The sequence below is a fragment of the Pseudomonas sp. RW409 genome, from assembly GCF_003184125.1.
Lineage (GTDB): Bacteria > Pseudomonadota > Gammaproteobacteria > Pseudomonadales > Pseudomonadaceae > Aquipseudomonas > Aquipseudomonas chlororaphis_I.
This window is the reverse complement of sequence record NZ_QHHP01000021.1, coordinates 664,425-691,171: the sequence shown is the minus strand read 5'-3', so window position 1 is coordinate 691,171 and position 26,747 is coordinate 664,425. Positions and strand designations below refer to the sequence as shown.

At 57.4% G+C, this 26,747-nt stretch carries 17 protein-coding genes and 2 pseudogenes; 6 read left to right on the top strand and 13 right to left on the bottom strand.

Features of this window, described 5'->3' with window-relative positions:
- From DK261_RS11900 to DK261_RS32860, 8 genes and pseudogenes are all read right to left on the bottom strand, one after another.
- Positions 1-224 (bottom strand): annotated as a pseudogene (locus DK261_RS11900) (IS3 family transposase); the annotation flags it as partial.
- Positions 225-1,574: an IS110 family transposase gene (locus tag DK261_RS11895; RefSeq protein ID WP_110175744.1), complete on the bottom strand. Its 1,350-nt coding sequence runs from the start codon at positions 1,572-1,574 to the stop codon at positions 225-227.
- 217 nt (positions 1,575-1,791) lie between these two features.
- Positions 1,792-2,051: pseudogene (locus DK261_RS11890) on the bottom strand (transposase); the annotation flags it as partial.
- Positions 2,052-2,190: 139 nt separating this feature from the next.
- Positions 2,191-2,535 (bottom strand): YggL family protein, encoded by a 345-nt coding sequence (locus tag DK261_RS11885; protein WP_041989256.1) that lies wholly within the window; start codon positions 2,533-2,535, stop codon positions 2,191-2,193.
- 149 nt (positions 2,536-2,684) lie between these two features.
- Positions 2,685-4,109, bottom strand: a complete 1,425-nt coding sequence (locus tag DK261_RS11880; RefSeq protein WP_124298874.1) for a site-specific integrase — start codon at positions 4,107-4,109, stop codon at positions 2,685-2,687.
- The gene (locus tag DK261_RS11875) at positions 4,109-4,714 is read right to left on the bottom strand and encodes a hypothetical protein (RefSeq protein ID WP_041989254.1); all 606 of its coding nucleotides are present in this window, start codon (positions 4,712-4,714) and stop codon (positions 4,109-4,111) included. Before DK261_RS11875 ends, DK261_RS11880 begins: the two co-directional genes overlap by 1 nt.
- An 18-nt stretch (positions 4,715-4,732) precedes the next feature.
- Positions 4,733-6,796, bottom strand: coding sequence for a hypothetical protein (locus tag DK261_RS32865; RefSeq protein ID WP_124298875.1), 2,064 nt, complete (start codon positions 6,794-6,796; stop codon positions 4,733-4,735).
- Positions 6,780-9,110, bottom strand: a complete 2,331-nt coding sequence (locus DK261_RS32860; protein WP_124298876.1) for a hypothetical protein — start codon at positions 9,108-9,110, stop codon at positions 6,780-6,782. Before DK261_RS32860 ends, DK261_RS32865 begins: the two co-directional genes overlap by 17 nt.
- Positions 9,111-9,483: 373 nt before the next feature.
- Between DK261_RS32860 and DK261_RS11860 the strand changes: the two genes are divergently transcribed.
- Positions 9,484-9,777 (top strand): 50S ribosome-binding protein YggL, encoded by a 294-nt coding sequence (locus tag DK261_RS11860; RefSeq protein ID WP_041989248.1) that lies wholly within the window; start codon positions 9,484-9,486, stop codon positions 9,775-9,777.
- 233 nt (positions 9,778-10,010) lie between these two features.
- On the opposite strand, the gene DK261_RS11855 is transcribed toward DK261_RS11860, so the two are convergent.
- Positions 10,011-11,201, bottom strand: coding sequence for a benzoate/H(+) symporter BenE family transporter (locus DK261_RS11855; RefSeq protein ID WP_009047915.1), 1,191 nt, complete (start codon positions 11,199-11,201; stop codon positions 10,011-10,013).
- 299 nt (positions 11,202-11,500) lie between these two features.
- Here DK261_RS11855 and DK261_RS11850 point away from each other — a divergent pair, with 299 nt between their 5' ends.
- Entirely contained in the window at positions 11,501-12,265 is a 765-nt protein-coding gene (locus DK261_RS11850; RefSeq protein WP_007932193.1) for a GntR family transcriptional regulator, read from the top strand.
- 177 nt (positions 12,266-12,442) lie between these two features.
- Here DK261_RS11850 and guaD read toward each other — a convergent pair whose 3' ends face one another.
- From guaD to xdhA, 4 genes are all read right to left on the bottom strand, one after another.
- On the bottom strand, positions 12,443-13,747 hold the full coding sequence (gene guaD, locus DK261_RS11845; protein WP_110175743.1) for a guanine deaminase: 1,305 nt from the start codon (positions 13,745-13,747) through the stop codon (positions 12,443-12,445).
- 24 nt (positions 13,748-13,771) lie between these two features.
- Complete coding sequence (xdhC, locus tag DK261_RS11840) at positions 13,772-14,614, bottom strand: xanthine dehydrogenase accessory protein XdhC (protein WP_009047917.1); 843 nt, start codon at positions 14,612-14,614, stop codon at positions 13,772-13,774.
- A gap of 130 nt (positions 14,615-14,744) precedes the next feature.
- Positions 14,745-17,144, bottom strand: a complete 2,400-nt coding sequence (xdhB, locus tag DK261_RS11835) for a xanthine dehydrogenase molybdopterin binding subunit (RefSeq protein ID WP_110175742.1) — start codon at positions 17,142-17,144, stop codon at positions 14,745-14,747.
- Positions 17,137-18,591: a xanthine dehydrogenase small subunit gene (gene xdhA, locus DK261_RS11830; protein WP_103331031.1), complete on the bottom strand. Its 1,455-nt coding sequence runs from the start codon at positions 18,589-18,591 to the stop codon at positions 17,137-17,139. The genes xdhB and xdhA overlap by 8 nt, the downstream gene beginning before the upstream one ends.
- Positions 18,592-18,859: 268 nt before the next feature.
- Between xdhA and DK261_RS11825 the strand changes: the two genes are divergently transcribed.
- The 4 genes from DK261_RS11825 to ligA all read left to right on the top strand — a co-directional run bounded on the left by DK261_RS11825 (position 18,860) and on the right by ligA (position 26,618).
- Complete coding sequence (locus DK261_RS11825; RefSeq protein ID WP_009047920.1) at positions 18,860-19,519, top strand: GntR family transcriptional regulator; 660 nt, start codon at positions 18,860-18,862, stop codon at positions 19,517-19,519.
- Between the two features lie 2 nt (positions 19,520-19,521).
- Positions 19,522-23,013, top strand: coding sequence for a chromosome segregation protein SMC (gene smc / locus DK261_RS11820; protein WP_110175741.1), 3,492 nt, complete (start codon positions 19,522-19,524; stop codon positions 23,011-23,013).
- A gap of 261 nt (positions 23,014-23,274) precedes the next feature.
- Positions 23,275-24,123, top strand: a complete 849-nt coding sequence (gene zipA, locus DK261_RS11815; RefSeq protein WP_009047922.1) for a cell division protein ZipA — start codon at positions 23,275-23,277, stop codon at positions 24,121-24,123.
- 128 nt (positions 24,124-24,251) lie between these two features.
- The gene (ligA, locus tag DK261_RS11810; protein WP_110175740.1) at positions 24,252-26,618 is read left to right on the top strand and encodes an NAD-dependent DNA ligase LigA; all 2,367 of its coding nucleotides are present in this window, start codon (positions 24,252-24,254) and stop codon (positions 26,616-26,618) included.
- The last annotated feature ends 129 nt before the right edge of the window (positions 26,619-26,747 follow it).

Sequence of the window (26,747 nt, the reverse complement as noted above, 5' to 3'; positions counted from 1 at the left end):
TAGCCATAAACGCCGCCACTCTCCAGCCATGAATGCTTGATCAAACCCAGCAGTCGCTGGTCGTCTTTGGCGCGTACAGATTGCGGCTCGGACAGCCAGGCGTAATAACCGCTGGGATGGACTTTAAGCGTCAGACAAAGCCGCCGAATCGAATAGTCGCCCGCGCGCTGCTTGATAAAGGCGTACTTCAGCCGCACTCCTTGGCAAAGTACGCGGCGGCCTTCCTAAGAAACACCTTCCGCCGGTTGCAGCGTGAAGCCAAGCTCAGCCGCGCGTCGGTACAAGCCTTTCACCACTCGCTCCCGATATTTTTGCTCGTAGTGATCGGCCCCTGGATCTTGATAGTTCATCCCGAAGCGCATGGCGTTGTAGAACAGGATGGCGATCTTCCGAGCAGTAGCCGTGACAGCCTTGGCTTTTCCGATTCGAGCCGCAAGGCGTCGATAGAATGCACCCAATGCCGTGTTCGTTCTTCCGACCGTTACCGCAGCTAACCGCAGGTGGGCGGTCACCCGATTTTTGGTCTTACGGGTATGGGCCGAAAGGACCTTGCCGCCGCTGATACGGCAGCCGGGCGCGAGAGTGAGCCAAGAAGTGAAATGATGACAGGTACGCCATCGACTCAGATCCGTGCCGCACTCGGCAACCAAACGCAAGGCCAGGTAGGGGCCAATGCCGTGGATCTGGGTCAGATCGACGCCGACCAATTGATAGAGCAAGGTACGGACATCAAAGTTGAGCGCGTTGGGTTGCCGGGTACGATGCCGTGGTTTTGGTAGCGGCTCAGTTGGCGATGTCTTTTCTTGCGAGAGCGTGATCAGCGTCTGTGCAATCTGCTGGTCGCAAACCTCCAGCTGCGCCTGATACGCGTCATACATGGACAGCGCCTGCGTCAGAGCAAAAACGTGCTCTGGCTGATAGTTGCCGACCAAAGAGGCTTGAATGACTTCGATACCGGCTTTGCAACGGGTGTCGCTCATGGCTGCCAATACCGAGGGGCTCCGCTCACCCGCCACGATGGCACGGATTATTCGCATACCGGTTACCCCGGTAATATCCGTCACGACATGGTGCAGTTGCAGATTCATATGCGTCAGCGCTTTTTGCATGTGCTGAATATGCGCCGCGGCATAGTCGAGATGACGCTCCCGTAGCCGCAGATAGCTGCGCAAAGCCGAGATTTCGCGATCAGGGTGAAAGCTGGCCCGTAGCAACCCACAGGCATGCAATCGTTGTATCCACTGCGCGTCATTCACGTCGGTTTTGCGCCCTGGTACGGCGCGGGCCTCTCGGGCATTGGCCAGCACGACCTGAAGGCCATGTGCTTCCAATATTTCGTAAACCGGAATCCAGTAAACGCCTGTCGATTCCATCGCGACCGTCGTTATATCGAGATTGACCAGCCAGTTGGCCAGGCGCTCCAAGTCGGAAGTGAAAGCCTGGAAAGTTTGAACAGAGTCTTTGGCAAGGTCTGCAGGAACGGCCACCACATGAAAGCGTGAGCCAATATCAATGCCGGCTGCGTGATCATGAATAACCGGTAACCCACGCTGCTTTAGATCGTGCTTTTTCATGAGCACCTCCAGTCAAGTTGAACTGGACGGGGACTCGATCAAATCACCTTCCTAAACGGGGTGAACGTGCCACCACTAACGGGTCCGCAGCTTCCCCTGGGTCAAGTTTTTTGACGGGGACTTAGCCTCCAAAAAGCCAGCGACCACTGTCCAGTGGGATCAGTGTAGAACGTAGTGTTTCTAGTCCAATGGGTCGCGGAGCGCCGGGGAGGCAGTTTTTTAAAATGGATTTCTCCCGCTCAAGACGAGCGATCCGGGCTTCCAACTCCTGGATCTTCTGCTGCTCGGGGGGCAGCGCTTTAGTCTGCGGAGTACGCCGCTGCGCTCCTGATGGAGTTGGTTCACCCAGCGACGCAACGCGGACTCAACCACACCGAGCGACCGGCAGGCCTCGATATGGCTATAGCCTTGATCAAGCACGAGGGCTGCGGCCTCGCGTTTGAATTCAGCGGAAAAGGAACGACGTTGTTTGGTCATCAGACACCTCTATCTGGCGAACATTTTCGCCTAAATGGGTGTCCGGTTTCATTAGACCACTACAGGAGGAGCTCTGTGAAAGAATTCCGAGCCCCTCTAGGCATGACTCTGAGGGCAAATAGTCGATGCCCCCAACACCTTACTTAGCCGAGTTGACCGGCGTTTCCGGGTGCCAAGCGTCCATCAGCGGGCTGACTTCAACCTTGGTCAGTTCGCTGCGACCCTTGAGCCAGGTTTCAACGATTGCGCGCTGTTCTTCGCTGACAGATCCGCGTTTGGCGAGGCAAACCAGGCCGAAATCATCACCGCCTACATAATCCAGGCCGTTGGCATCCATAGCGTCCACCAAGAAGGCATCCAGGAAAGCGTCAATCGTCGCATCGTCCAAGTTCTCTTTGAATTCCAGATTTAATTCAAAGCCTAATTCTTGGAATTCGTCGACACAGAGCTTTTTGCGAAGGCGACGGGAGCGGTTTGTGGTCATGGGGGATTTCCTCTTAGTAATAGCCGGCGGATTCTAACAGGTCAGCCGCCGCCGTGCTTGAGAGAACCTGCTCGTGGCACTCCCGAACATGCGACGCGTGCCCAAACGACTTTTTGAGCCTGCAACGCTGACTATTCAGCGAGCACCTTCTACTTGGGGGGCTCGGCGGACACCAAATCAGCGCTGCGTGCATGTATGAGCTGCCGGATGCTGGAAATGAAGTCTGCCTTGGTCACGGCATCATGCTCAAATTCAGTAAGCTTTGATTCCAGGTGGGCATCAAATTCTCTTTGAACCAAAGCGAGGTGACCTGCGCTGATGATGGCTCCAATATTCGCTATGCGATGGTAAGCTTTCTGAATGTAAGGCATAAGCCCTTCGATAGTGGCGTGCCCTGTCCATTGCCGTATCTGGCTGAATAAGGCTTCATCCGTCATCAATCTAGTTTCAAACGATTCCGGGTTATTAATTCTATGCCGTTCAAATAGCGTAACGAACAGATTGGTGCAGAATGCGTGTCGAAACATGTGGGCGCAAGCGCCACTTTCTATTCCTGCCGCTCGTCTCAAATCATGCAGGGTATTAGTTAATGTGGTGTCGGCCAGCGGAGCGCCTGTGGCTTGCTTAACAAAAAGAAGACCATGGTCAGGGCGACTACCTTTCGTAAATTTCGTTATGATGCCGGCACGGTGTATCTCGAGATATGCTATAGCCTGATTTAATAGCATGTTGGTTATGGGGACTAGGCGCACAACCTTTTTGCCCTGCTTATATACATTCATTTCTAACATCGGATATTTCATTTTTGATGCTTTAATTATGGACTTTACCGTTATCTCCCCAAGCTCGCCCCGGCGCGGCCCTAGATACTCCAGAAATGATAATTGTAGATGTCGGCGCTGATTGACAAATCTAGAAGTAGTATCGGTATCAATCGCTCTACGTAAAGCTTCAATCGACTCATCTGTAATCGGAGATCTTAGGTCACCACCTTCACCTGCTGAAAAGCTGTGATGGTGCATTTTTTGACGTGTTATCAAACGTCCCGAACGGATCTTGATAATATAGTCAATAAAGGTAACTCTGATTACTCCTGTTTCACTAACAAAACCTTTTTTTCCTGCTATAGCGCCGGTGTGACTAAGAAAGTCCAGGCACACGCGGCCAGCTTCCCTCAACGTGTTTTCATTTTTTTGATTTAGCATGAAATTAGTAGTGGATTTTTCTTTTCTTAAGCAGTTTATAAAGTTTGTAAAGTCACTATCTGTTAATTCTAGTAGATCTTTTTTGTTGTAATAGCAAAACCGAAGTAGCTGACTGATTTTTCTAGCGTGAGCACCGATGGTCCCGCCCTTATTGCCTCTACGTGACAGAGGTAAACTTCCTCGTCCTGGTCTGTCACGAAGTGTCAACATGTACAAGTTGGCAGGAGTGCATGGTGTTTGGTCGGGCCAGGTTAGAAAAGGTAGGTTGTTTGCTTCTTTAGTTAATACGCGATCGGTTAGGTCAGTAGACCAAAGGTGCAAATTTGGCAATGTAATTGCTAGCTGGGTAGCATCCGAAAGCCTGATCACTACTTAACTACCTTTAGCTGTGTTTGCATGTGGTATGTAAGTCGTTCGAGCTGGTTAAATGGGTAGCTATTAAGTGATAAAATATTTGCAATGGTTTTCGTAGACTCTCGTATGAGCCTATCTCGAGCCTTTTCATTTTGAACATTATTAAGGCTTTCTAGTGCAGATTTGGCAAATAAGAGAGCTTGTAGAAGGTGGAAGTTGTTTTCCTTCTGGATTTCTAAAGCCTTCTCAAGAAACTCGTTGCTTTCCTTTAGTCTTAGTTTAGTTTGGGGCGGGGATGCAGTCGAGCGTTTCTCAGCGGCGGTTAAGGCTTCTAGTGCGCCTGTACGCATCCGATCCAAATTCTCAAACGAAATGCTGTCAGTTGCGGAGAAGATCTTAGATTTTAGCGTCGTTAAACTGATTGGAGTAGTCGACAAGGTAGTATCTTCTGCATCAAAAGTGTATGACAAGCCAGCTAGTGCACCCTGATTTTTCAGCGCGGACTTTATGGTCGCGTCATTGATAAAAAGCTTAGGTTTATCAAGTATCAATTGCAATAGCTTCACTTTAGCTATAATCGCATCTCTGACTTGGCTGGATTTGTGCTTAAGTGGTCGCATTCCTCTTCTCCAGTCGGCTTACTTTTCAAATAAACGAACGACTATTTTCATGTTTTTCCTATTTTCGTCCATAAAAAACACGGGCTCAATGGATATCGATCCATCATCAAGCTTAGACTGGATGTATGCATCTGCTTCATCTTCATCATAAAGTTGAAAGCAATTAGTACCAAATTTTGCTTTGAGCAGATCTGCTAGCTCCTGATAGTCTTCAATTCGGCCATTGGCCATATCTTCAAGAACAAATTGGGTCATTGCACCTTGCAACGATGCGCCGTCAACATTTGCTTGGATGTACCTATAAACCTGTTCAACATCTTGATGGCCTAGCATCCACCTGATCGCATTTACCCCACCGTGACCGTAGGTGTGAAAGTACATCAAAGCGAAGAATCTTCGCAGTTGATGCTGTCTGATGTAGTATCGTCTTCCATGCTTATCCAGCGGGGTCTGGAAATAATCTGCCATAATGTCAAGGTTTCGGCTCCAAGTAACAACAGAAGCATTGATCATTCCCCTGTAGGCAGTGGTACTGGGGGAGGAAAATAGTCGCTTGTATTGGCTTATGTAGCCGAATCTTTTAAGAAGTCGCTGCAACCTAACCAGCAAACGGATCATGGACACTGGTAATGGATCAATCGGCCGGGCTTGCGTATCTTTTATGCCAAATAAACCCTTGGAAGTCTTTTCAAGATTTATTATCAGCCATTCCGTTGTTTTATCAAGGCATTCTATAAGTGGAAGTTCGGTAAGTTCATTGTAGCGTCGAGCCATTAAAGTGCCTAAGACGAATTGAATGCATCCAATGTAAATCTGAAGAAGTTCTATTAGTCCCTCGTTGTTGCGAAGTTTTATGTAATATTCATCTTTCACAGGTTTTGGGCTTCTGGTTGTGGGGCTTTTGCATGCTAAACCGAGTTGCTTAACGCCGAGTGCGACTAATTCGGAGCCGATGATGTCCTTTAGCTTTTGCTCTGTCAGCTTATAGATTTTTGTTTTATTGGTTTTGCAGTGACCCACAACTCGTGAAAAGCCATCTATGATATAACGGCCATATTTGAGATGGAACTCGACACAGTTCTTGAACTGACCCAATATAATTGGAGATGGAACTGACCGAAAGCGCGCATCTGCTTTCAGTGGAATTGTGAATGCCAACATTGATGTTAAATCGTTTGTAGCAGGCGCGGGCAAGTCTAGAAGATGTAATGCACCCAAACGGTATAGCACTGAGCGAAAAACATTGTAGTGCGATTCAGAGATGTTTTCTGTCCGGGTGTACCGTACAGGTACTCCTTGGTATTCCCGGCTGTGAGGCTTCTCATGTGGAAAAAAGGAAAGCCATTGCAGTCGTGGTTTGATTCTTGTTGCTGCGAGCGTATTGGGATAAATCTCCTCACTGAGTCGCCTTCCGTTGATATGGAATCCTTTTCTGGCATCACCATGATAATAGCCATGATGGAAGAGCGCCGCTCGAACTGCCGGAATAAGACTAGGGTCGATATACGGCGTAGCTTTATCATAGTCGCTCTGTTGAATTTTCTGAATTGAGGGATTCTGCGTCATAATGCCGCTTACTATTTCAGTAGACGTGTTGGCAGTGATTTTCAGAATATATGATGTAGCTGAAACACTGTAAGCATAAATTGACTCAGATACATGGGTGCTGGATCCAAATTGATGTAGTATAGCTGTTAGATCAACATAGGAAAGCCCAGCAAGTCCTGCGGTGCAAAGCTCCAGTCGTTTCGCGTTCAAAAGTAAGTAATCGATAATGCCCAATGCATTGAAAAATCTTCTCCGCTCTTGAGTGGGTGCTGAATCTATCCCGATACCACTGTCTGAAACTGCCGTTATCAAATAGTATCTTAGGCATGCCAGCAACTCGCAATTTACGCTATCAGTTAAAAGCCCGTTTTCAAGGCTGATGGCCCAGTTGATTTCAATTTCTTCTTTCCCTTCTAATGTAACCTTCCAGATATGTTCGTCAAAATCTGAGCGCAGCCAATCCACACGTTCTAAAAGCTCTCGAGGGTCAGCATCCAGTTGTTCTAGAAAACTTAGCTCAGATTTCAATTTCATAAATTAGATTCCCAATTTTTGAAGGGTTTGCCGCCGCACGAGCTTTCACCAAATGTGACTTCAAAAGCGGGTCATGGAGCAGTTCAATTTCTTTAACCAGCAGATCAGCGAGCCTCGCCCAGTACAGAGCAGTTGGAGCAATAAGATTCGGTGTGGGTGACTTTTTTACCGCTTCAGCGACCGATATGAGAGTCGATAGCGTTCCCACGCCAATTCTTATAATGAGGCGCTGTTCCAAGTCTGAGATGTCTTTTTCATCTAATCCATCAGGGTCTGTCAAAGTCGCTGGTATCTCAGGGGCTAGGTGATTTTTCAGAAAAGCGTCTAAAATCTCCAGATTGTCAAACTTCGTAGCAGTAAGTAAATAACTACTATCGGATAGAGCATGACAAATAATGATCTTTTGAAGTGTACGGACGCCGCGCGTTTCGATGTACGCAACTATTGGTGCAGGAAGATAGCTATCCAATAGTTTGGTTCTTTGCTTTTTGTGCCCCAGCATTTGAGAAGCTTCTTCCGAATTTTCTCCTAAGATATAACTTTCAACAACGCGTGATGCCCTAATTGTTCTTAATCTGATCCGGCTGATAAAATTAGCTAACTTGTCGCGTTGAAGAGGAGTGTGTTTAGAGAACTGTTCCACTGCTTCCTGAGTAGATACCTTGTATTCATTATTGCCCCATCTTGGCGCTGAGCAGCGGGACGGGTAACATGCACCTGAGGAGCTTCCAAGGAATAGAAGCTTCCAACTTTCATCACCCTTGTTACGTAAATAATTTCGTGCCATTGTGGTTAATGTGATAATTTGATTTATCACTTCTGCTGCTTTTGCAGAGATCAGTAAGGTTTGTCTGGAATTTCTTGCTCCACGCCTGGGTTTTCGTCCAGAAATATATGTTGCCTTTTCTTCGAGATACAGGTGATATGCGCCATTTTCATAAAAAAAGCCTGTGAGACGGCCATGCTTATTGTATAGTTTAAATTTGTTAAGGAAGCTTTGGGTTATTGCTGTATTTTCTAACACCAAAAGGCACTGAAAAGAAAATAGCGATAAGGTGCTAGGTATTCCTAGGTTATATACAAAATCACGCAGCTGAATATCGCTTTCATTTTTTTTGTTAAGCTTTAGCAGTAGCGTGGATATATCGGTGTCGTAGGAGTGATTTTGAAATGTTGCGCAAATGTTCTCGAATGTCACCAGCGATGTCAGTATGTTATCACCCGCTGGTATCGGTGTGCCTTGTGCAGCCTTGGTAATTCGCAATGAATAATTTGCCATTATGGTTCGACACTGTTCTTCTGCCCATGCCCTTAGTATATTTAAGTCTGATGTGATTTTAAAAAATAGAAGATTTATGGCTTCGCCATTTGTAATGTGCAAGGGGATGTCAGTTATTAATGTTTCATTTACGAAAGTGCCGTCTGATTTTTCTTTGATGTGAGACTGATGTGTTTTTGAATAGGCGTGGGGTGCTCGAGGCAAATTTTTGAATGGTTTTGCCCAGGTTCCGGATTTGATAAAGTATTGTTCAATTTTACCTAGAAAGGCGTTCCATTTACGTTTTCGTTCAGCAAGATTTTTTGCATCTGATTCAACCTCTTGGAACTGATTTTTGGCAAAGGCACAGAAAAACTTATATATGTCTACGGGGTTTTTGAACGTCTCCGGCGGCCACGTCAACGGATTAACAACTAAAAAACCTATCATCTTATTAAATGGGGCTAAGCATGGGGCGGCCTCTCCGGAAACATGGTTTTTAATGCCGTCATACAGCTCAGTCGCAAACATCTTTCCATGACTGATCCAAAGATCAGCAATTGGAAGATACCTCGGCTGCCCCTCTCTATCTTCGACCGCCCACCCGCACCAGAACCTTTCTTTTTCTTCGCAAACAGAGTTTTTTTCATCGTTCCATATAGTGCAATAACGCATCACCTCTTTTGGTTTCCATTCCACGGGGCTATTAACATGGTTGTTGATACGCGCTTCGGTTAGTATTCTGGAAATTGCAAGGCAGATCGCTTGCCGACCTTTGTGTCCTTTTTTTACGAGATATCCGCTAAGAACGGCGCCACAAAAACCGTCAAAAAAACCTTGGAGCTTGGATGACACAAGAAACTCAATGGTTAAGACTGTTTCTTTCAAATCGCAATAGCAATAAAAAAGTTTGATTTTGAGTTCGTATGATCGGCCGCCAACCCCAATTGTACTATTGAGTTTGTCAATGGCCTTTTGAAGAAGCACATGAGCGTCCTCGGTCATAGCAATCACTGGATAGGGTGCTAAGCCCTTAAGCTCCTCGATAATTGCCATGATCGCCTCCTTGTTCGGGGTACTTGATAGTGATCTGCTCCATGGAGCGTGGTGCTAAGTTGGCAGATGTCAAATCTGGCAACCAAATAAAACATGGTTATTTTTTTCTTTCACTCGATGCTGAACTCAAGCGTTGCCGTGCAGGCGCCTCATGAGGTGAGTCCAGAACGGTAATAAGCCAATCTGGTGGCTAGACCTGAAGTTTTTTACTTTGGGTTATTTGCATTGGCTGCTTCTAAGCGGTGCAGTGAGGGGTACGCTGGTTGGAAGGGTTTTTCTGTTACTTGCCAATTTTTTCTTTGATATTTACGTCATCTAAATACTTGAAATATAAAAATAAATTCGATTTTGGTAAGGACGACAACCTAGCAAAATCACCGAGCTGGGTTTTGAGCTGAACCTGGATTTCAAAGAAGATCTGGCCGAAGAGGCTATTGACGCTTTCCTCGACGCGTTCCTCAAAGAAGCGATGGAAGCCAACGGCCTCGGCTATGTTGGTGGCGATGACTTCGGCCTGGTTTGCCTGAGCAAACGCGGTTCGGTCAGCGAAGAGCAACGTGCCAAGGTCGAAGCCTGGCTCAAGGCCCGCACCGAGCTGACCAGCGTTGAAGTCAGCCCGCTGCTGGACGTCTGGTACCCGGAAAACTCGATCAATCCGGTAGCCTGATGTGCTGAGTCGGTGGCCCGTCCGGGCTACCGACTCACGGCTGTCGCTGTACAGCCTTTATCTATTTATTCCTCCCGCAGAACCTTTATATGCCTCGGGCCTGTTTCCCGGGATTTCGCGTGGGCGGGTTGTAGCCGCTGCCGTAGGCTGCGATAAGCCCGAAGGGCTTCAGCGATCCTGAGGCCTTGCGCACCCTTCGGTCGCGATCGCAGCCTGCGGCAGCGGCCACAGGCTTATTCGTTGTTCCAGTTCAGGATCACCAGGGTCAGCACGCCGGCCACGATTCCCCAGAACGCCGAGCCGACGGAAAACAGGGTCAGGCCCGAGGCCGTCACCATAAAGGTGATCAACGCTGCCTCGCGCTCCTTCACCTGGCTCATGGCGATGCTCAGGCCGTTGATGATCGAGCCGAACAGCGCCAGGGCGGCGATCGACAGCACCAGCTCCTTGGGCAGTGCCGCGAATAAGGCCGCCAGGGTGGCGCCGAAGATCCCGGCGATGCCATAGAAAATCCCGCACCAGACCGCCGCGGTGTAGCGCTTGTTGCGGTCCTCGTGGGCATGGGGGCCGGTGCAGATCGCCGCGCTGATGGCCGCCAGGTTGATGCCGTGGGAGCCGAATGGCGCCAGCAGCAGGGAGGCGATACCGGTGGTGGTGACCAGCGGCGAGGCCGGCACGTTGTAGCCGTCGGCGCGCAGTACTGCGACCCCGGGCATGTTCTGCGAGGTCATGGCCACCACGAACAGCGGGATGCCGATGCTGATGGTCGCCGCCAGGGAGAAGTGCGGAGTGGTCCACACCGGTGTGGCGACTTCCAGGTGGAACTGGCTGAAGTCCAGCAGGCCCATCACGCCGGCCAGCGCGGTGCCGATCAACAGCGCGGCGAGCACCGCGTAGCGTGGTGACAGGCGCTTGACCAGCAAGTAGCTGAAGAACATGCCCAGCACCAGGCCGGTGCGGTGCTGTGCGGCGACGAAGATCTCGCTGCCGATCTTGAACAGGATGCCCGCCAGCAGCGCCGCGGCGAGCGAGGCCGGGATACGCTTGACCAGGCGTTCGAAGCTGCCGGTCAGGCCGCAGATGGTCACCAGCACCGCGCAGGTGATATAGGCGCCGATGGCTTCACCGTAGCTCACCCCGGACAGGCTGGTGATCAGCAGCGCCGCGCCAGGGGTCGACCAGGCGACGGTGATCGGGGTGCGGTAGCGCAAGGACAGGCCGATGCTGCACACGGCCATGCCGATGGAGATGGCCCAGATCCAGGAGGAAATCTGCCCGCTGGTCAGCCCGGCGGCCTGTCCGGCCTGGAACATCAGCACCAGGGAGCTGGTGTAGCCGGTCATCATGGCGATGAAGCCGGCGACTACGGCCGAGGGCGAAGTGTCGGCCAGGGGGCGTAACGGCGCGAGGGAGGCGTCGGACATGGAGCACTGTTCCTTGTTCTGATGAAGATATCTGCCACCCGAAAGCCCGGCGCAGGGGCGTTGGATGACGAAAGCAGGGGCCAAGCCTAAACGTAAAAGTAACTATTCATTGCAATACAGCCAGGGCGGCAAATGGCCGTACAGTCGTTGCGACAGCCGCTGGACCATACAGTTATTGCGAATAAACCCTATGGGTTGTGTACAATGTGCCATTGTTTTTACGCGATACTTGTCAGCGACCCACTGTGCCGTATTACAGTCACGGTCAATTCGCCGCAGTTCTCCCGACTCGAGTGCCCATGAACGAACAGTTGCAACCCCTCAAGAAACAACCGCGAGCAGGCAAGGCCGGTCGCAGCGGGACCCAGGACGATATTGTCTACGCGCATATCTTCGAGGCCATCCTCGAACAGCGCCTGGCGCCCGGCACCAAGTTGAGCGAAGAGGCGCTGGGGGAAATTTTCGGGGTCAGCCGTACCATCATTCGTCGTGCGCTGTCGCGCCTGGCCCATGAAGGCGTGGTGCTGCTGCGGCCCAATCGCGGCGCGGTCGTGGCCAGCCCGAGTGTCGAGGAAGCCCGCCAGGTGTTCATGGCGCGCCGGCTGGTGGAGCGGGCGATCACCGAGCTGGCGGTGCAGCACGCCACGGCCGAGCAGCTTGCCGAGCTGCGGCAGATGGTCAACGACGAGCGCGACAGCTTCTCCCGCGGCGATCGCGGCGCCGGTATCCGCTTGTCGGGCGAGTTCCACCTGAAGCTTGCCGAAGCGGCGAAGAATGCCCCGCTGATCAGCTTCCAGCGCAGCCTGGTCTCGCAGACGTCGCTGATCATCGCCCAGTACGAAAGCGGCAACCGCTCGCACTGTTCCTACGATGAACACACCCAGTTGATCGACGCCATCGAGGCCCGCGACGCGGAGCTGGCGGTGACCCTGATGATGCATCACATGGATCACATCGACAGCAAGCTCAACCTCGACGAAGAAAGCGCCTCGGACGACCTGCACGCGGTGTTCTCACACCTGCTGCAAACCAAGAAGCCGGGCCGTTCTCCCGCCAAGCTGTAACGCCATCTCTCTGTAGGAGCGAGCTTGCTCGCGATAGCCGCGAAGCGGCGACCTGTCTGCCAAGACGCGTCATCGTTGGCGATCTTTTCGCGAGCAAGCTCGCTCCTACAGGGTTTACAGCAGGTAAAAAAATCCCCCGCCCCAGAATCTGAGGCGGGGGATTTTTCGTTTTCGGGATTAGCGCTGGTGCACCAGATTGCCCGCGGCATAGGTCTGCGCCACGGTGCGGTCGTCGCCCAGGGTCATCAGCACGAACAGGGTCTCGGCGATGCTCTTGGACTGCTTCAGGCGATAGCTCAGCAGCGGCGTGGCGTTGTAGTTGAGCACCAGGAAGTCGGCGTCGGTGCCCGGCTGCAAGGTGCCGATCCGCTCTTCCAGGCGCAGTGCGCGGGCGCCGCCGAGGGTGGCCAGGTACAGCGACTTGAACGGGCTCAGCCGTGCGCCCTGCAGCTGCATGACCTTGTAGGCTTCGTTCAGGGTCTGCAGCAGCGAGAAGCTGGTGCCGCCGCCGACGTCGGTACCGAGGCCGACATTCAGTTTGTGTTTCTCGGCCATCGGCAGGTTGAACAGGCCGCTGCCGAGGAACAGGTTCGAGGTCGGGCAGAAGGCCACGGCCGAACCGGTCTGCGCCAGGCGCGCGCATTCGTCGTCGCACAGGTGCACGCCGTGGGCGAACACCGAGCGTTCGCCCAGCAATTGGTAGTGGTCGTACACATCCAGGTAGCCCTTGCGCTCCGGGAACAGCTCCTTGACCCATTCGACTTCCTGCAGGTTTTCGCTGATGTGGGTCTGCATGTACAGGTCGGGGTATTCACCGAGCAACTGCCCGGCGAGGGTCAGTTGTTCCGGGGTGCTGGTCGGGGCGAAACGCGGCGTCACCGCGTAGTGCAGGCGACCCTTGCCGTGCCAGCGCTCGATCAGCGCCTTGCTTTCCAGGTAGCTGGATTCGGCGGTGTCGGTCAGGTAGTCCGGGGCGTTGCGGTCCATCATCACCTTGCCGGCGATCATCCGCAGATCGAGCTTTTCGGCCGCTGCGAAAAAGGCATTCACCGATTGCGGATGCACGCTGCCGAAGACCAGGGCGGTGGTGGTGCCGTTGCGCAGCAGCTCCTTGATGAAAATCTCCGCCACTTCCTCGGCATGGGCCCGGTCAGCGAACTGGCTTTCGCAAGGGAAGGTGTAGGTGTTGAGCCAGTCCAGCAACTGCTCGCCATAGGCACCGACCATACCGGTCTGCGGCAGGTGGATATGGGTGTCGATAAAGCCTGGGGTGATCAGCGCATCCTTGTAGTGAGTGATCTCGGTATCGGCGGGCAAACTGGCGAGCAATTCGCTGGCGTGGCCGAGGGCACTGATCTGGCCATTGTCGACCACCAGCAGGCCATCCTCGAAGTACTCGTAGGAGGCTTCGATGCCGACCTCGGCGGGGTCGGCGATGCTGTGCAGGATGGCGGCACGGTAGGCTTTGCGAGTCAGAGGCATGAGGCAGTCTCGGTTCGTGGCTTTTTAATGGGAGGCATGGCTGCGGCGCGAGGCCGGCAGCAGCTTGGCAATGGGTTCGGCGCGGGCGCTGTGCTGGCCGAAATTGGCGTTATAGGTGGCGATGATTTCGCCGGCGATGGAGATGGCGATTTCCACAGGCAACTTGCCTTTGACCTCGCCCAGCCCCATCGGGCAGCGCATGCGTTGCAGCACGCTGTTGTCGAAGCCGCGCTCGCGCAGGCGGTGTTCGAACTTCACTCGCTTGGTCTTCGAACCGATCAGGCCGAAGTAGGCGAAGTCGTTGCGCTTGAGAATCGCGGCGGTGAGCTCCAGGTCGAGCTGGTGGTTGTGGGTCATGACGATGCAGTAGCTGCCGGCGGGCAGGTCGTCGATTTCATCGACGGGCTCTTCGCTGACGATCTTGCGCACGCTCTGGGGGATCTGCTCGGGGAATTCCTGTTCCCGTGAGTCGATCCAGCGCACCTTGCACGGCAGGCTGGCGAGCAGCGGCACCAGGGCGCGGCCGACATGGCCGGCGCCGAAGACCGCGATCTGCGCCTGGACCTGGCCCATGGGTTCGAACAGCAACACGGTCACGCCGCCGCAGCACTGGCCGAGGCTGGCGCCCAGGCTGAAGCGCTCCAGGTGGGTGTCCTGCTTGCCGCTGGCGAGCATCTCGCGGGCGATCTGCATGGCCTTGTATTCCAGGTGGCCACCGCCGATGGTGTCGAAACTCTGGGTGGCGCTGATGACCATCTTCGAGCCGGCATTGCGTGGCGTCGAACCCAGCTCTTCGATGATGGTCACCAGCACGCAGGGTTCACCGCGGGTTTGCAGGTCGGCGAGGGCGCTGATCCAGTTGTACATGTTTCACCTCAACATCGCTGTTGTCTGTTCGGCCATCATCGCGGGCAAGCCTCGCTCCTACAGGTTATGCGTCGTTCGCGTGTCACCTGTTCGTAGGAGCGAGGCCTGCCCGCGATGGGCGCACCTCGGTCTAGAGCGGTGCCAGTTCAGACTCGGCCTCGACGGCCTTGGTCACCTTCAACTGGCGCATCTGCTCGCAGCCCCACAACACCCGCTCCGGCGTGGCCGGCGCGTCGATCCTTGGCTGGTGCCGGTAATCGCCAAGGCTGGCCACGGCGTCCTTGATCGCGCACCAGACAGCGATGCCGAGCATGAACGGCGGCTCGCCCACGGCCTTGGAGTGGAACACCGTGTCTTCCGGGTTCTTGCGGTTTTCCACCAGCTTGACCCGCAGGTCCAGCGGCATGTCGGCCACTGCCGGAATCTTGTAGCTGGCCGGGCCGTTGGTCATCAATTTGCCCTTGGCGTTCCACACCAGCTCTTCCATGGTCAGCCAGCCCATGCCCTGGATAAAGCCGCCTTCCACCTGGCCGATGTCGATGGCCGGGTTCAGCGAGGCGCCGACGTCATGCAGGATGTCGGTGCGCAGCATCTTGTACTCGCCGGTCAGGGTGTCGACTATCACCTCGGCGCAGGCGGCGCCGTAGGCGAAGTAGTAGAACGGCCGGCCACGGGCCTGGGCACGGTCGTAGTAGATTTTCGGAGTCTTGTAGAAACCGGTGCTGGACAGCGAGACCTGGGCGAAATAGGCCTGCTGGATCAGCTCCTCGAAGCTCAGGATCTGGTCGCGGACCCGCACATGGCCGTTGTGGAATTCCACATCTTCCTCGCTGACCTTGTACTGCCGGGCAGCGAACTCCACCAGGCGTTTCTTGATGGTTTCGGCGGCATTCTGCGCGGCCTTGCCGTTCAGGTCGGCGCCGCTGGAGGCGGCAGTCGGCGAGGTGTTGGGCACCTTGTCGGTGTTGGTTGCGGTGATCTGCACCCGGTCGATTTCCACCTGGAACACTTCGGCCACCACCTGCGCCACCTTGGTGTTCAGGCCCTGGCCCATTTCCGTGCCGCCGTGGTTGAGGTGGATGCTGCCGTCGGTGTAGACATGCACCAGCGCGCCGGCCTGGTTGAGGAAGCTGGCGGTGAAGGAAATGCCGAATTTCACCGGGGTCAGCGCCAGGCCCTTTTTCAGGATCGGGCTGTTGGCGTTGTAGCGGCGGATCGCTTCGCGGCGCTCGGCGTACTGACTGCTGGCTTCCAGCTCGGCGGTCATTTCTTCGAGCATGTTGTGCTCGACGGTCTGGTAGTAGTGGGTAATGTTGCGTTCGGTCTTGCCGTAGTAGTTGGTCTTGCGCACCGCCAGCGGGTCGAGGGCGAGATGGCGGGCGATGGCGTCCATCACTTCCTCGATGGCGACCATGCCTTGCGGGCCGCCGAAACCACGGTAGGCGGTGTTCGACGCGGTGTTGGTCTTGCAGCGATGGCCGTTGATGGTGGCGTCGCCCAGGTAGTACGAGTTGTCGGCGTGGAACATCGCCCGGTCGACGATCGAGGCCGACAGGTCCGGCGAGCAACCGCAGTTGCCGGCCAGCTCCAGCTGGATGCCGTGCAGGCGCCCGGTGCTGTCGAAGCCGACGTCGTACTCGATATAGAAGGGGTGGCGCTTGCCGGTCATCAGCATGTCTTCGACCCGCGGCAGGCGCATCTTGGTCGGCTGGCCGGTGAGGTGCGCGATCACCGCGCACAGGCATGCCGGGCTGGCGGCCTGGGTTTCCTTGCCGCCGAAACCACCGCCCATGCGGCGCATGTCGACCACGATCTTGTTCATCGACACGTCCAGCACCTCGGCCACCAGCTTCTGCACTTCGGTGGGGTTCTGGGTCGAGCAGTAGACGATCATGCCGCCGTCTTCGGTGGGCATCACCGAGGAGATCTGGGTCTCCAGGTAGAAGTGTTCCTGGCCGCCGATGTGCAGGGTGCCCTGCAGGCGATGCTCGGCGCTGGCCAGGGCCTTGGCCGAGTCGCCGCGCTGGTGGGTGTGGCTGTCGAGGACGAAGTGGCGTTTGCGCAGGGCTTCGACCACGTCCAGCACCGGCTCCAGGTCCTCGTATTCGATGACCGCGGCCATGGCCGCCTTGCGCGCGGTTTCCAGGTCGCGGGCGGCCACCGCCAGCACCGGCTGGCCGACGAACTGCACATCGTCGATGGCCAGCAGCGGGTCGCCGGGCAGCAGCGGGCCGATGTCTTTCAGCCCCGGAATGTCCTTGTGGGTGATGACGATGCGCACGCCGTCGAAGGCGTAACAGGGCGCGGTGTCGATACTGAGGATCTTCGCGTGGGCCCGGTCCGAGAGGCGCGCATACACATGCAGCTGGTTGGGGAATTCCAGCCGGTCATCGATGTACACCGCTTCGCCGGACACATGCTTGACGGCGCTGTCGTGCTTGACGCTGCGCCCGACGCCGGTGGTCAGGTCCTGCTGAAACAGGGCGCTCAGTTCGGCTTGAGTCTTCTCGACGTTGTGATGATTAGACATAAGCGGTCACCCGGGTCTCGATGTGCGGTGTTTGCAGTTCGATGAAGTATTTGCGCAGCAGGTTCTGGGCGCTGAGCAGGCGGTATTCCTTGCTGGCGCGGAAGTCCGAAAGTGGGGTGAAGTCCTCGCCCAGGGCAGCGCAGGCACGTTCGACTGTGGCCTCGCTCCAGGGCGCGCCGAGCAGCGCGGCTTCACAGTGCTTGGCGCGTTTCGGGGTGGCGGCCATGCCGCCGAAGGCTACGCGGGCGTCGGCGATCACGCCGTTTTCGATGCGCAGGTTGAAGGCCGCGCAGACCGCGGAAATATCGTCGTCCAGGCGCTTGGACACCTTGTAGGCGCGGAACAGCTGCTGGGCGCTGGCCCGCGGCACGATGATCTTCTCGATGAACTCGCTTTCCTGGCGCGCAGTGACGCGGTAGTCGATGAAATAGTCTTCCAGGGCCAGGGTGCGGCGGGTGTTGCCTTTGCACAGGACGATCTGCGCGCCCAGGGCGATCAGCAAGGGTGGCGAGTCGCCAATGGGCGAGGCGTTGCCGATGTTGCCGCCCAGGGTGCCCTGATTGCGGATCTGCAGCGAGGCGAAGCGTTGCAGCAGCTCGCCGAAGTCCGGGTACTCGGCCTTGAGGGCGTCGTAGCAATCGGAGAGGGCGGTGGCGGCGCCGATTTCCAGGCGGTCGTCGAAGCGTTCGACGCGTTTCATTTCGGCGACGTTGCCGACGTAGATCATCACCGGCAGCGGGCGGTGGAACTGGGTGACTTCCAGCGCCAGGTCGGTGCCGCCGGCCAGCAGCCGGGCTTGCGGGTAGGCGTCATACAGGTCGGCCAGGTCGGATACGGTCAGCGGTACCAGGCAACGTTTGTCGCCACTGTTCAGCTCTCCGGTCTCGCTGGGGGCGATGGCTTTCAGGCGCGCGATGGTCTCGGCTTCGCGGGCGTCGAACTGGTCAGGCTGTTTGCCGCAACAGGCCTGCTCGGCGGCGGCGAGGATCGGGCGGTAGCCGGTGCAGCGGCACAGGTTGCCGGCCAGGGCTTCATGGGCCTTGTGCGAGTCGGGTTGCTCGGAGTTCTTCTGCAGGGCGAACAGCGACATGACGAAGCCCGGCGTACAGAAGCCGCACTGCGAGCCGTGGCACTCGACCATGGCCTTCTGCACGCTGTGCAACTGGCCCTGGTGCTTGAGGTCTTCGACGCTGATCAACTGCTTGCCGTGCAACGACGAGACAAAGGTCAGGCACGAGTTGAGGCTGCGATAACGGATGTGCTCCGCGCCCGTGTCATCGGTGTGCAATTCGCCGACCACCACGGTGCAGGCGCCACAGTCGCCACTGGCGCAGCCTTCTTTGGTGCCGGGCTTGCCCAGGTGCTCGCGCAGATAGTTGAGCACCGTCAGATTCGGGTCCAGGCTGTGCTCGCTACGGAGTTCCTGGTTGAGTAAAAACTGGATCACGGAAGGCCTCGCAGACTCATTATTATTGGTAACCGACGTGGGCCGAATTTAGTCATGTCTGACTTTTCGGTCAATTAATTTCTGACCTAAGGGTCAAGAAATTGCTTTTTGCCGATCAACAAGCGCTTTCAAACAGTATTGACCCTCCCGGGCCGCAGTGCTTTTTGCTTATTCCGTGCCAAATTCAGGCCCTTGGGCACTCCGCCATGAGGTAGCAATTGCGCTACACTGCGCCGCTTGTACCGATCTAAGAGTTTGAAGGAAAACCATGACGTTCAAGGCGCCGGACAGCCTCGCCGAGCAAATCGCTCACCACCTCGCCGAACGCATCATTCGCGGCGAGCTCAAGCCTGGGGAGCGCATTCAGGAACAGAAGGTCACGCTGGCCCTCAACGTCAGCCGCGGCTCGGTCCGCGAGGCCCTGCTGATCCTCGAACGCCGTCACCTGATCGCCATCCTGCCGCGTCGTGGCGCCCATGTGACCGAACTCACCCCGCACAAGGTGCAGAGCCTGTGCACCCTGATGAGCGAACTGTACATCCTGCTGGGCAACTCGGTGGCCAACGGCTGGGAACTGCAAGCCGACATGGCGCCGTTCCTGCAGATCCAGCAACGGCTGATCGCCGCCTACGAGCGCCAGGATATCCGCAGCTTCGTCGAAGACAGCTTCAACGTGATGCGCGCCGCTTATCCGTTCGCCAACAACCCGTACCTGCAGGAAACCGTCGAGAACCTGCAGCCGGCGATGAGCCGTGCCTATTTCCTGGCCCTGGAGCAGCGCAAGGCGGAAATGAGCGAATTCCTCGACCTGTTCGAGCAACTGCTGGCCGCCGTGCTGGCCCGTGACCTGTCGACCATCCGCCTGGTGTTGACGGCCTATGCCCGGCGCAGTTGCGACCTGGTAGTCGCCGCCTTGACGGTTGCCTGAGCGTGCGGCTCAAGTGCATCAAGCTGGCGGGGTTCAAATCCTTCGTCGACCCGACCACGGTGAACTTCCCCAGTAACATGGCGGCGGTGGTTGGGCCCAATGGATGCGGCAAGTCGAACATCATCGACGCCGTGCGCTGGGTAATGGGCGAGAGCTCGGCCAAGAACCTGCGCGGCGAGTCGATGACCGACGTCATCTTCAACGGTTCCACCAGCCGCAAGCCGGTGAGCCAGGCCAGCATCGAGCTGGTCTTCGACAACTCCGACGGCACCCTGGTCGGCGAGTACGCGGCCTACGCGGAAATCTCCATCCGCCGCAAGGTCACCCGCGACAGCCAGAACAGCTATTTCCTCAACGGCGCCAAGTGCCGCCGTCGCGACATTACCGATATCTTCCTCGGCACCGGCCTGGGGCCACGCAGCTACTCGATCATCGAGCAGGGCATGATCTCCAAGCTGATCGAAGCCAAGCCGGAAGACCTGCGCAACTTCATCGAAGAAGCGGCGGGGATTTCCAAGTACAAGGAGCGTCGCCGGGAAACCGAAAACCGCATCCGCCGTACCCACGAAAACCTGGCGCGCCTGACCGACCTGCGCGAAGAGCTGGAGCGCCAGCTCGAACGCCTGCACCGCCAGGCCCAGGCGGCCGAGAAGTACCAGGAATACAAAGCCGAGGAGCGTCAGCTCAAGGCCCAGCTGTCGGCGTTGCGCTGGCAGGAGCTTAACGAGCAGGTCGGCCAGCGCGAATCGATCATCGGCAACCAGGAAGTCGGCTTTGAAGCCCTGGTGGCGGAACAACGCAATGCCGACGCCGCCATCGAGCGCCTGCGCGACGGTCACCATGAGCTGTCCGAGCGCTTCAATCTGGTGCAGGGGCGCTTCTATTCGGTCGGCGGCGATATCGCTCGGGTCGAGCAGAGCATCCAGCACGGTCAGCAGCGTCTGCGCCAGTTGCAGGACGACTTGCGCGAGGCCGAGCGTGCACGCCAGGAGACCGAATCCCACCTGGGGCACGACCGCACCTTGCTCGCCACCCTCGGTGAAGAGCTGGAAATGCTCGAGCCCGAGCAGGAAGTCACCAGCGCCGCCGCCGAAGAGGCTGCCGCGGCCCTGGAAGAAGCCGAAGCCACCATGCACGGCTGGCAGGAGCAGTGGGACGCATTCAACCTCAAGTCCGCCGAGCCGCGGCGCCAGGCCGAGGTGCAGCAGTCGCGTATCCAGCAGCTCGAAGGCAGTATGGAGCGTCTGGGCGAGCGCCAGCGGCGTCTGGTGGAGGAGCGCGCGTTGCTCGCCGCCGATCCGGAAGACGCGGCGATCCTTGAGCTCAACGAACAACTCGCGGCGAGCGAGGCGACCCTGGAAGATTTGCAGGCCAGCGAAGACGGTCAGGTCGAGCGCCTGGAGCAACTGCGCCAGGAGCTGCATCAGGCGACCCAGGCCCAGCAGCAGGCCCAGGGCGAATTGCAGCGTCTCAATGGGCGCCTGGCCTCGCTGGAGGCTTTGCAGCAGGCAGCGCTCAATCCGGGGACTGGCGCGGCGGAGTGGCTGCGCGAGCAACAGTTGGCCGAGCGTCCCCGTCTGGCCGAAGGCTTGAAGGTCGAGGCCGGTTGGGAGCTGGCGGTGGAAACCGTGCTCGGCGCCGACCTGCAAGCGGTGTTGGTCGACGACTTTGCCGGCTTTGACCTGGCCGGATTCGAGCAGGGCGATCTGCGCCTGCTCCAGCTGGCGGGCGAGGGCGCGCGGATACCCGGCAGCCTGCTGGACAAGGTCGTCGATGCCCAGGTCGACCTGGCGCCCTGGCTGGGTCAGGTCAAACCGGTGGAAAGCCTTGAACAGGCTCTTGCCCTGCGTGGCCAATTGGCGTCCGGCGAGAGCCTGATCAGCCGCGACGGTTTCTGGGTCGGCCGGCATTTCCTGCGAGTGCGCCGCGCCAGCGAAGCGGAAAGCGGCATGCTCGCGCGCAACCAGGAAATCGAGCAGTTGAGCCAAGAGCGCGACGAGCGCGAAGCCAGCGTGGAAGACCTGGAAACCCACTTGCAGAACCTGCGTGCGCAACAGCGCCAGCAGGAGAACGGTCGCGAACACCTGCGCCGCCTGCTGCAGGACGAAGCCCGTCAGCAGGGTGAATTGAAAGCCAAGCTTTCCGCCGGCAAGGCCAAGGCCGAACAGCTGGCCTTGCGCCGTACCCGCCTGGATGAAGAGGTGGCGGAGCTGGGCGAGCAGCGCGCCGTGGAACACGAGCAGGTGGGCGAAGCCCGTCTGCAGCTGCAGGAAGCCCTCGACAGCATGGCCCTGGACACCGAGCAGCGCGAATTGCTGCTGGCCCAGCGCGACAGTTTGCGTGAGCGCCTGGACCGGGTGCGCCAGGAGGCGCGCCAGCACAAGGATCACGCTCACCAGTTGGCGGTACGCCTGGGTTCGCTCAAGGCCCAGCACGATTCCACCCGCCAGGCCCTGGAACGCCTGGAGCTGCAATCGGAGCGCCTGACGGAGAAGCGTGAACAGCTCAGCCTGAACCTGGAGGAGGGCGCCGCACCGCTGGAAGAGCTGCGCCTAAAGCTCGAGGAGTTGCTGGAAAAGCGCATGACCGTCGACGTCGAGCTCAAGAGCGCGCAGATCGCCATGGAGGATGCCGACCGCGAATTGCGCGATGCGGAAAAACGCCGGACCCAGGCCGAGCAGCAATCGCAATTGATCCGTGGCCAGCTCGAACAGCAGCGCATGGAATGGCAAGCCCTGAGCGTGCGCCGCAAGACCTTGCAGGACCAGTTGCTGGAAGACGGCTACGACTTGCAGGGCGTGCTCGCCACGCTGACCGAACAGGCCAGCGAGAAAGAGGCCGAGGAAGAGCTCGAGCGGATTGCCGCGCGTATCCAGCGCCTGGGGGCGATCAACCTCGCGGCCATCGATGAGTACCAGCAGCAGTCCGAGCGCAAGCGTTATCTGGACGCCCAGGACGCCGATCTGGTGGAAGCCCTGGAAACCCTGGAAAACGTGATTCGCAAGATCGACAAGGAAACCCGTAATCGTTTCAAGGATACCTTTGATCAGATTAACGGCGGTTTACAGGCACTCTTTCCAAAAGTTTTCGGTGGCGGCAGCGCTTATTTGGAACTGACGGGCGAAGATCTACTCGATACAGGGGTAACGATCATGGCGCGTCCGCCAGGGAAGAAGAACAGCACCATTCATTTGTTGTCCGGTGGTGAGAAAGCATTGACGGCCCTGGCGCTGGTATTTGCCATCTTCAAGTTGAACCCGGCGCCGTTCTGCATGCTCGACGAAGTTGACGCTCCGCTGGATGACGCTAACGTTGGACGCTACGCAAGGCTGGTTAAAGAGATGTCGCAGACGGTGCAGTTCATCTATATCACCCACAACAAGATCGCCATGGAAATGGCCGATCAATTGATGGGCGTGACGATGCACGAGCCCGGCTGTTCACGCCTGGTAGCCGTGGATGTCGAGGAGGCGATGGCGATGGTGGACGCCTGATATCCGGGCGACCAAAGCCGGTATGTAAGTGACAAGTAAGAGGTTTTTACCTGCGCCGAGTACTGGCTGATCGACATATTGAATGAAGCCGTTGCGACAGACGGTGTAAAGTTGTCTTTGGTCGTGCTAGTTTAATGTCAATTTTTCCTATACGTGGGCAAAAGGCCAGTCAGAACATAGAGTTGGCGCCACGTTTTAAAGCGGTTTGCAGTTTGCTAAACCTCTTATTTTTCAGCATTTTTCATAGAGGCACGGGATTACATGGAAATCGGTCTGCGCGAGTGGCTGATCGTCATCGGCATCATTGTCATTGCCGGTATTCTTTTTGATGGCTGGCGCCGTATGCGCGGCGGCAAGGGGAAGTTGAAATTCCGTCTGGATCGTAGCCTGTCCAACCTGCCGGACGACGACAGCAGTGCCGAACTGCTGGGCCCGCCCCGCGTGCTGGATACCCATAAGGAACCGCAACTCGATGAGCACGACCTGCCGTCGATGAGCGCACCGGCGCGCGAACCGCGCGAGTCTGGTTCCAAGCGTGGCAAGCGTGGCAGCGAGCCACAGCAGGGCGACCTGAACCTCAACCTGGACCTGGACGGCGGCCCGAGCTTCAGCAGCCGTGACGACGACTTCCCGGATGAAACCAAGGCTTCCGGCTACGCCGACAAGGACCAGCCGCAAGCCGAAGAAGTGCTGGTGATCAGCGTGATCTGTCGTGATGCCGGCGGCTTCAAGGGCCCGGCGCTGTTGCAGAACATCCTGGAAAGCGGCCTGCGTTTTGGCGAGATGGATATTTTCCACCGTCACGAAAGCATGGCTGGCAATGGCGAAGTACTGTTCTCCATGGCCAATGCGGTCAAGCCAGGCGTGTTCGACCTGGACGACATCGACCACTTCAGCACTCCGGCTGTGAGCTTCTTCCTCGGCCTGCCAGGCCCGCGTCATCCGAAGCAGGCTTTCGACGTGATGGTGGCTGCGGCGCGCAAGCTGTCCCAGGAACTGAACGGCGAACTGAAGGACGACCAGCGCAGCGTACTGACCGCCCAGACCATCGAACACTACCGTCAGCGCATCGTCGAATTCGAGCGTCGCGCCCTGACCCAGAAGCGCTGAGCGCTTCGCGAGCCAGCCGCTCCGGCATAACCCTTGGCCTGCCGGAGCAGGCTCGCGACAGGGTCGCAAGACCCTCCAGACAAATATTGAGCAGCCTAGGCTGCTCTTTTGCTTTTTGAGAGAACACCATGACCGCCGTCGAAACCCGCATTCTTGAGCTGCGCGCTGAGCTGGATCAGCACAACTACCGCTACCACGTACTCGACGAGCCGAGCATTCCCGACGCCGAATACGATCGCCTGTTCCACGAACTCAAGGCGCTGGAAGCCGAGCACCCGGAGCTGGTCAGCAGTGATTCACCGACCCAGCGCGTGGGTAGCGCGGCGCTCTCGGCCTTCACTCAGGTGCGCCACGAAATCCCCATGCTCAGCCTGGGCAACGCCTTCGAAGAAACCGACATGCGTGAGTTCGATCGTCGGGTGACCGAGGGGCTCGACCTGCCGGTGGGCGATCTGTTCGGTGGCGGGGCGGCGGTGGAATACAGCTGCGAGCCGAAGCTCGATGGCCTGGCGGTCAGCCTGCTGTATCTGGACGGTGTTCTGGTGCGCGGCGCGACCCGCGGCGACGGCACCACCGGCGAAGACATCAGCGTCAACGTGCGCACCGTGCGCAACATTCCGCTGAAGCTGCACGGCAGCGGCTGGCCGGCGACCCTCGAGGTGCGCGGCGAGGTCTACATGTCCAAGGCCGGTTTCGAGCGGCTCAATGCCGCGCAGCTGGAGGTTGGCGGCAAGACCTTCGCCAACCCACGGAACGCCGCGGCGGGCAGCTTGCGCCAGCTGGACTCGAAGATCACCGCCAGCCGTCCGCTGGAGTTCTGCTGCTACGGGATCGGCCAGGTCACTGCGGATATCGCCGACACCCATATCGGCAATCTGGAGCAGCTCAAGCACTGGGGCATGCCCGTCAGTCGCGAGCTGAAGCTGGCCAAGGGCATCGACGAATGCCTGGATTACTACCGCGATATCGGCGAGCGCCGCAATGGCTTGCCCTATGAAATCGACGGCGTGGTGTTCAAGGTCAACAGCATTGCCTCGCAGCGCGAACTGGGCTTCCGGGCGCGGGAGCCGCGCTGGGCAATCGCCCACAAGTTCCCGGCGATGGAAGAGCTGACCGAGCTGCTGGACGTGGAATTCCAGGTCGGCCGTACCGGCGCGGTAACCCCGGTGGCGCGCCTGAAACCGGTCAAGGTGGCGGGTGTCACCGTCTCCAACGCGACCCTGCACAACATGGACGAAGTGGCGCGCCTGGGCCTGATGATCGGCGACACAGTGATCATCCGCCGCGCCGGCGACGTGATTCCGCAAGTGGTGCAGGTGGTCGCCGAGCGCCGTCCACAGGATGCGCGCCCGGTGCATATCCCGCAGACCTGCCCGGTATGCGGTTCCCATGTCGAGCGCACGCAACTGATCAAGCGCAGCAAGGGCAAGGAAACCATCAGCGAGGGCGCGGTGTACCGCTGCGTCGGTCGCCTGGCCTGTGGTGCGCAGCTCAAGCAGGCGATCATCCACTTCGTTTCCCGTCGGGCGATGGATATCGAAGGGCTGGGCGACAAGACCATCGAACAGCTGGTGGACGAAAAACTCATCGGCTCACCGGCCGACCTCTACAAGCTCAAGTACGAGCAGATCATCGACCTGGAAGGTTTCGCCGAGGTCTCCAGCAACAAGCTGCTCAAGGCCATCGAAGACAGCAAGAAGCCGGGCCTGGCGCGCTTCATCTATGCCCTGGGCATTCCCGATGTGGGCGAGGAGACGGCCAAGGTTCTGGCGCGCTCCCTGGCCTCCCTGGAGCGCGTGCAGCAGGCCTTGCCGGAAGTGCTGACCTACCTGCCGGATATCGGCCTGGAAGTGGCTCACGAGATTCACAGCTTCTTCGAGGACAGCCATAACCGGCAGGTCATCGGTGCCTTGCTCGATCCGCAGCAGTGCGGGCTGCAGTTGCAGGATCAGGGCGACCTGGGCGCCGAGTTCGCTGCCAGCACCACCCTGGGCGGCATGCTCGACAAGCTGAACATTCCATCGGTGGGGCCGGGTGCGGCGCAGAAGCTGGCGGACAAGTTCGGGACCCTCGAGGGTGTGGTCAAGGCGGACTGGCTGGACATGCGCCAGACCCTGCCGGAGAAGCAGGCCAAGGCCGTGCGCGAGTTCTTCGATATCGCCGAGAACGCCACACGGGCGCTGGCCATCGAGGCGCAGTTGCAAGCCTTCGGCATGCACTGGCAGAGCGAGAAGAAGGTGGTGGAAGGGCTGCCGCTGGCTGGCCAGACCTGGGTGCTCACCGGCTCGCTGGAGCTGATGAGCCGCGACGTGGCCAAGGACAAGCTGGAAAGCCTGGGCGCCAAGGTTGCCGGTTCCGTTTCGGCCAAGACCCATTGTGTGGTGGCCGGTCCTGGCGCCGGCTCGAAGCTGGCCAAGGCCAGCGAGTTGGGCCTCAAGGTGCTGGATGAAGAAGCCTTCGTGGCCTTCCTCGGCCAGCACGGTATCTCGGCATAACCCTGTAGCCGCTGCCGCAGGCTGCGATCGACCGCGCAGCGGGCGTTGCTTTGTCGGGCGCCGGAAGGTCCTGCGGACCTTATCGCAGCCTGCGGCAGCGGCTACATGGAATCGCGTTTCCTTGTAGGA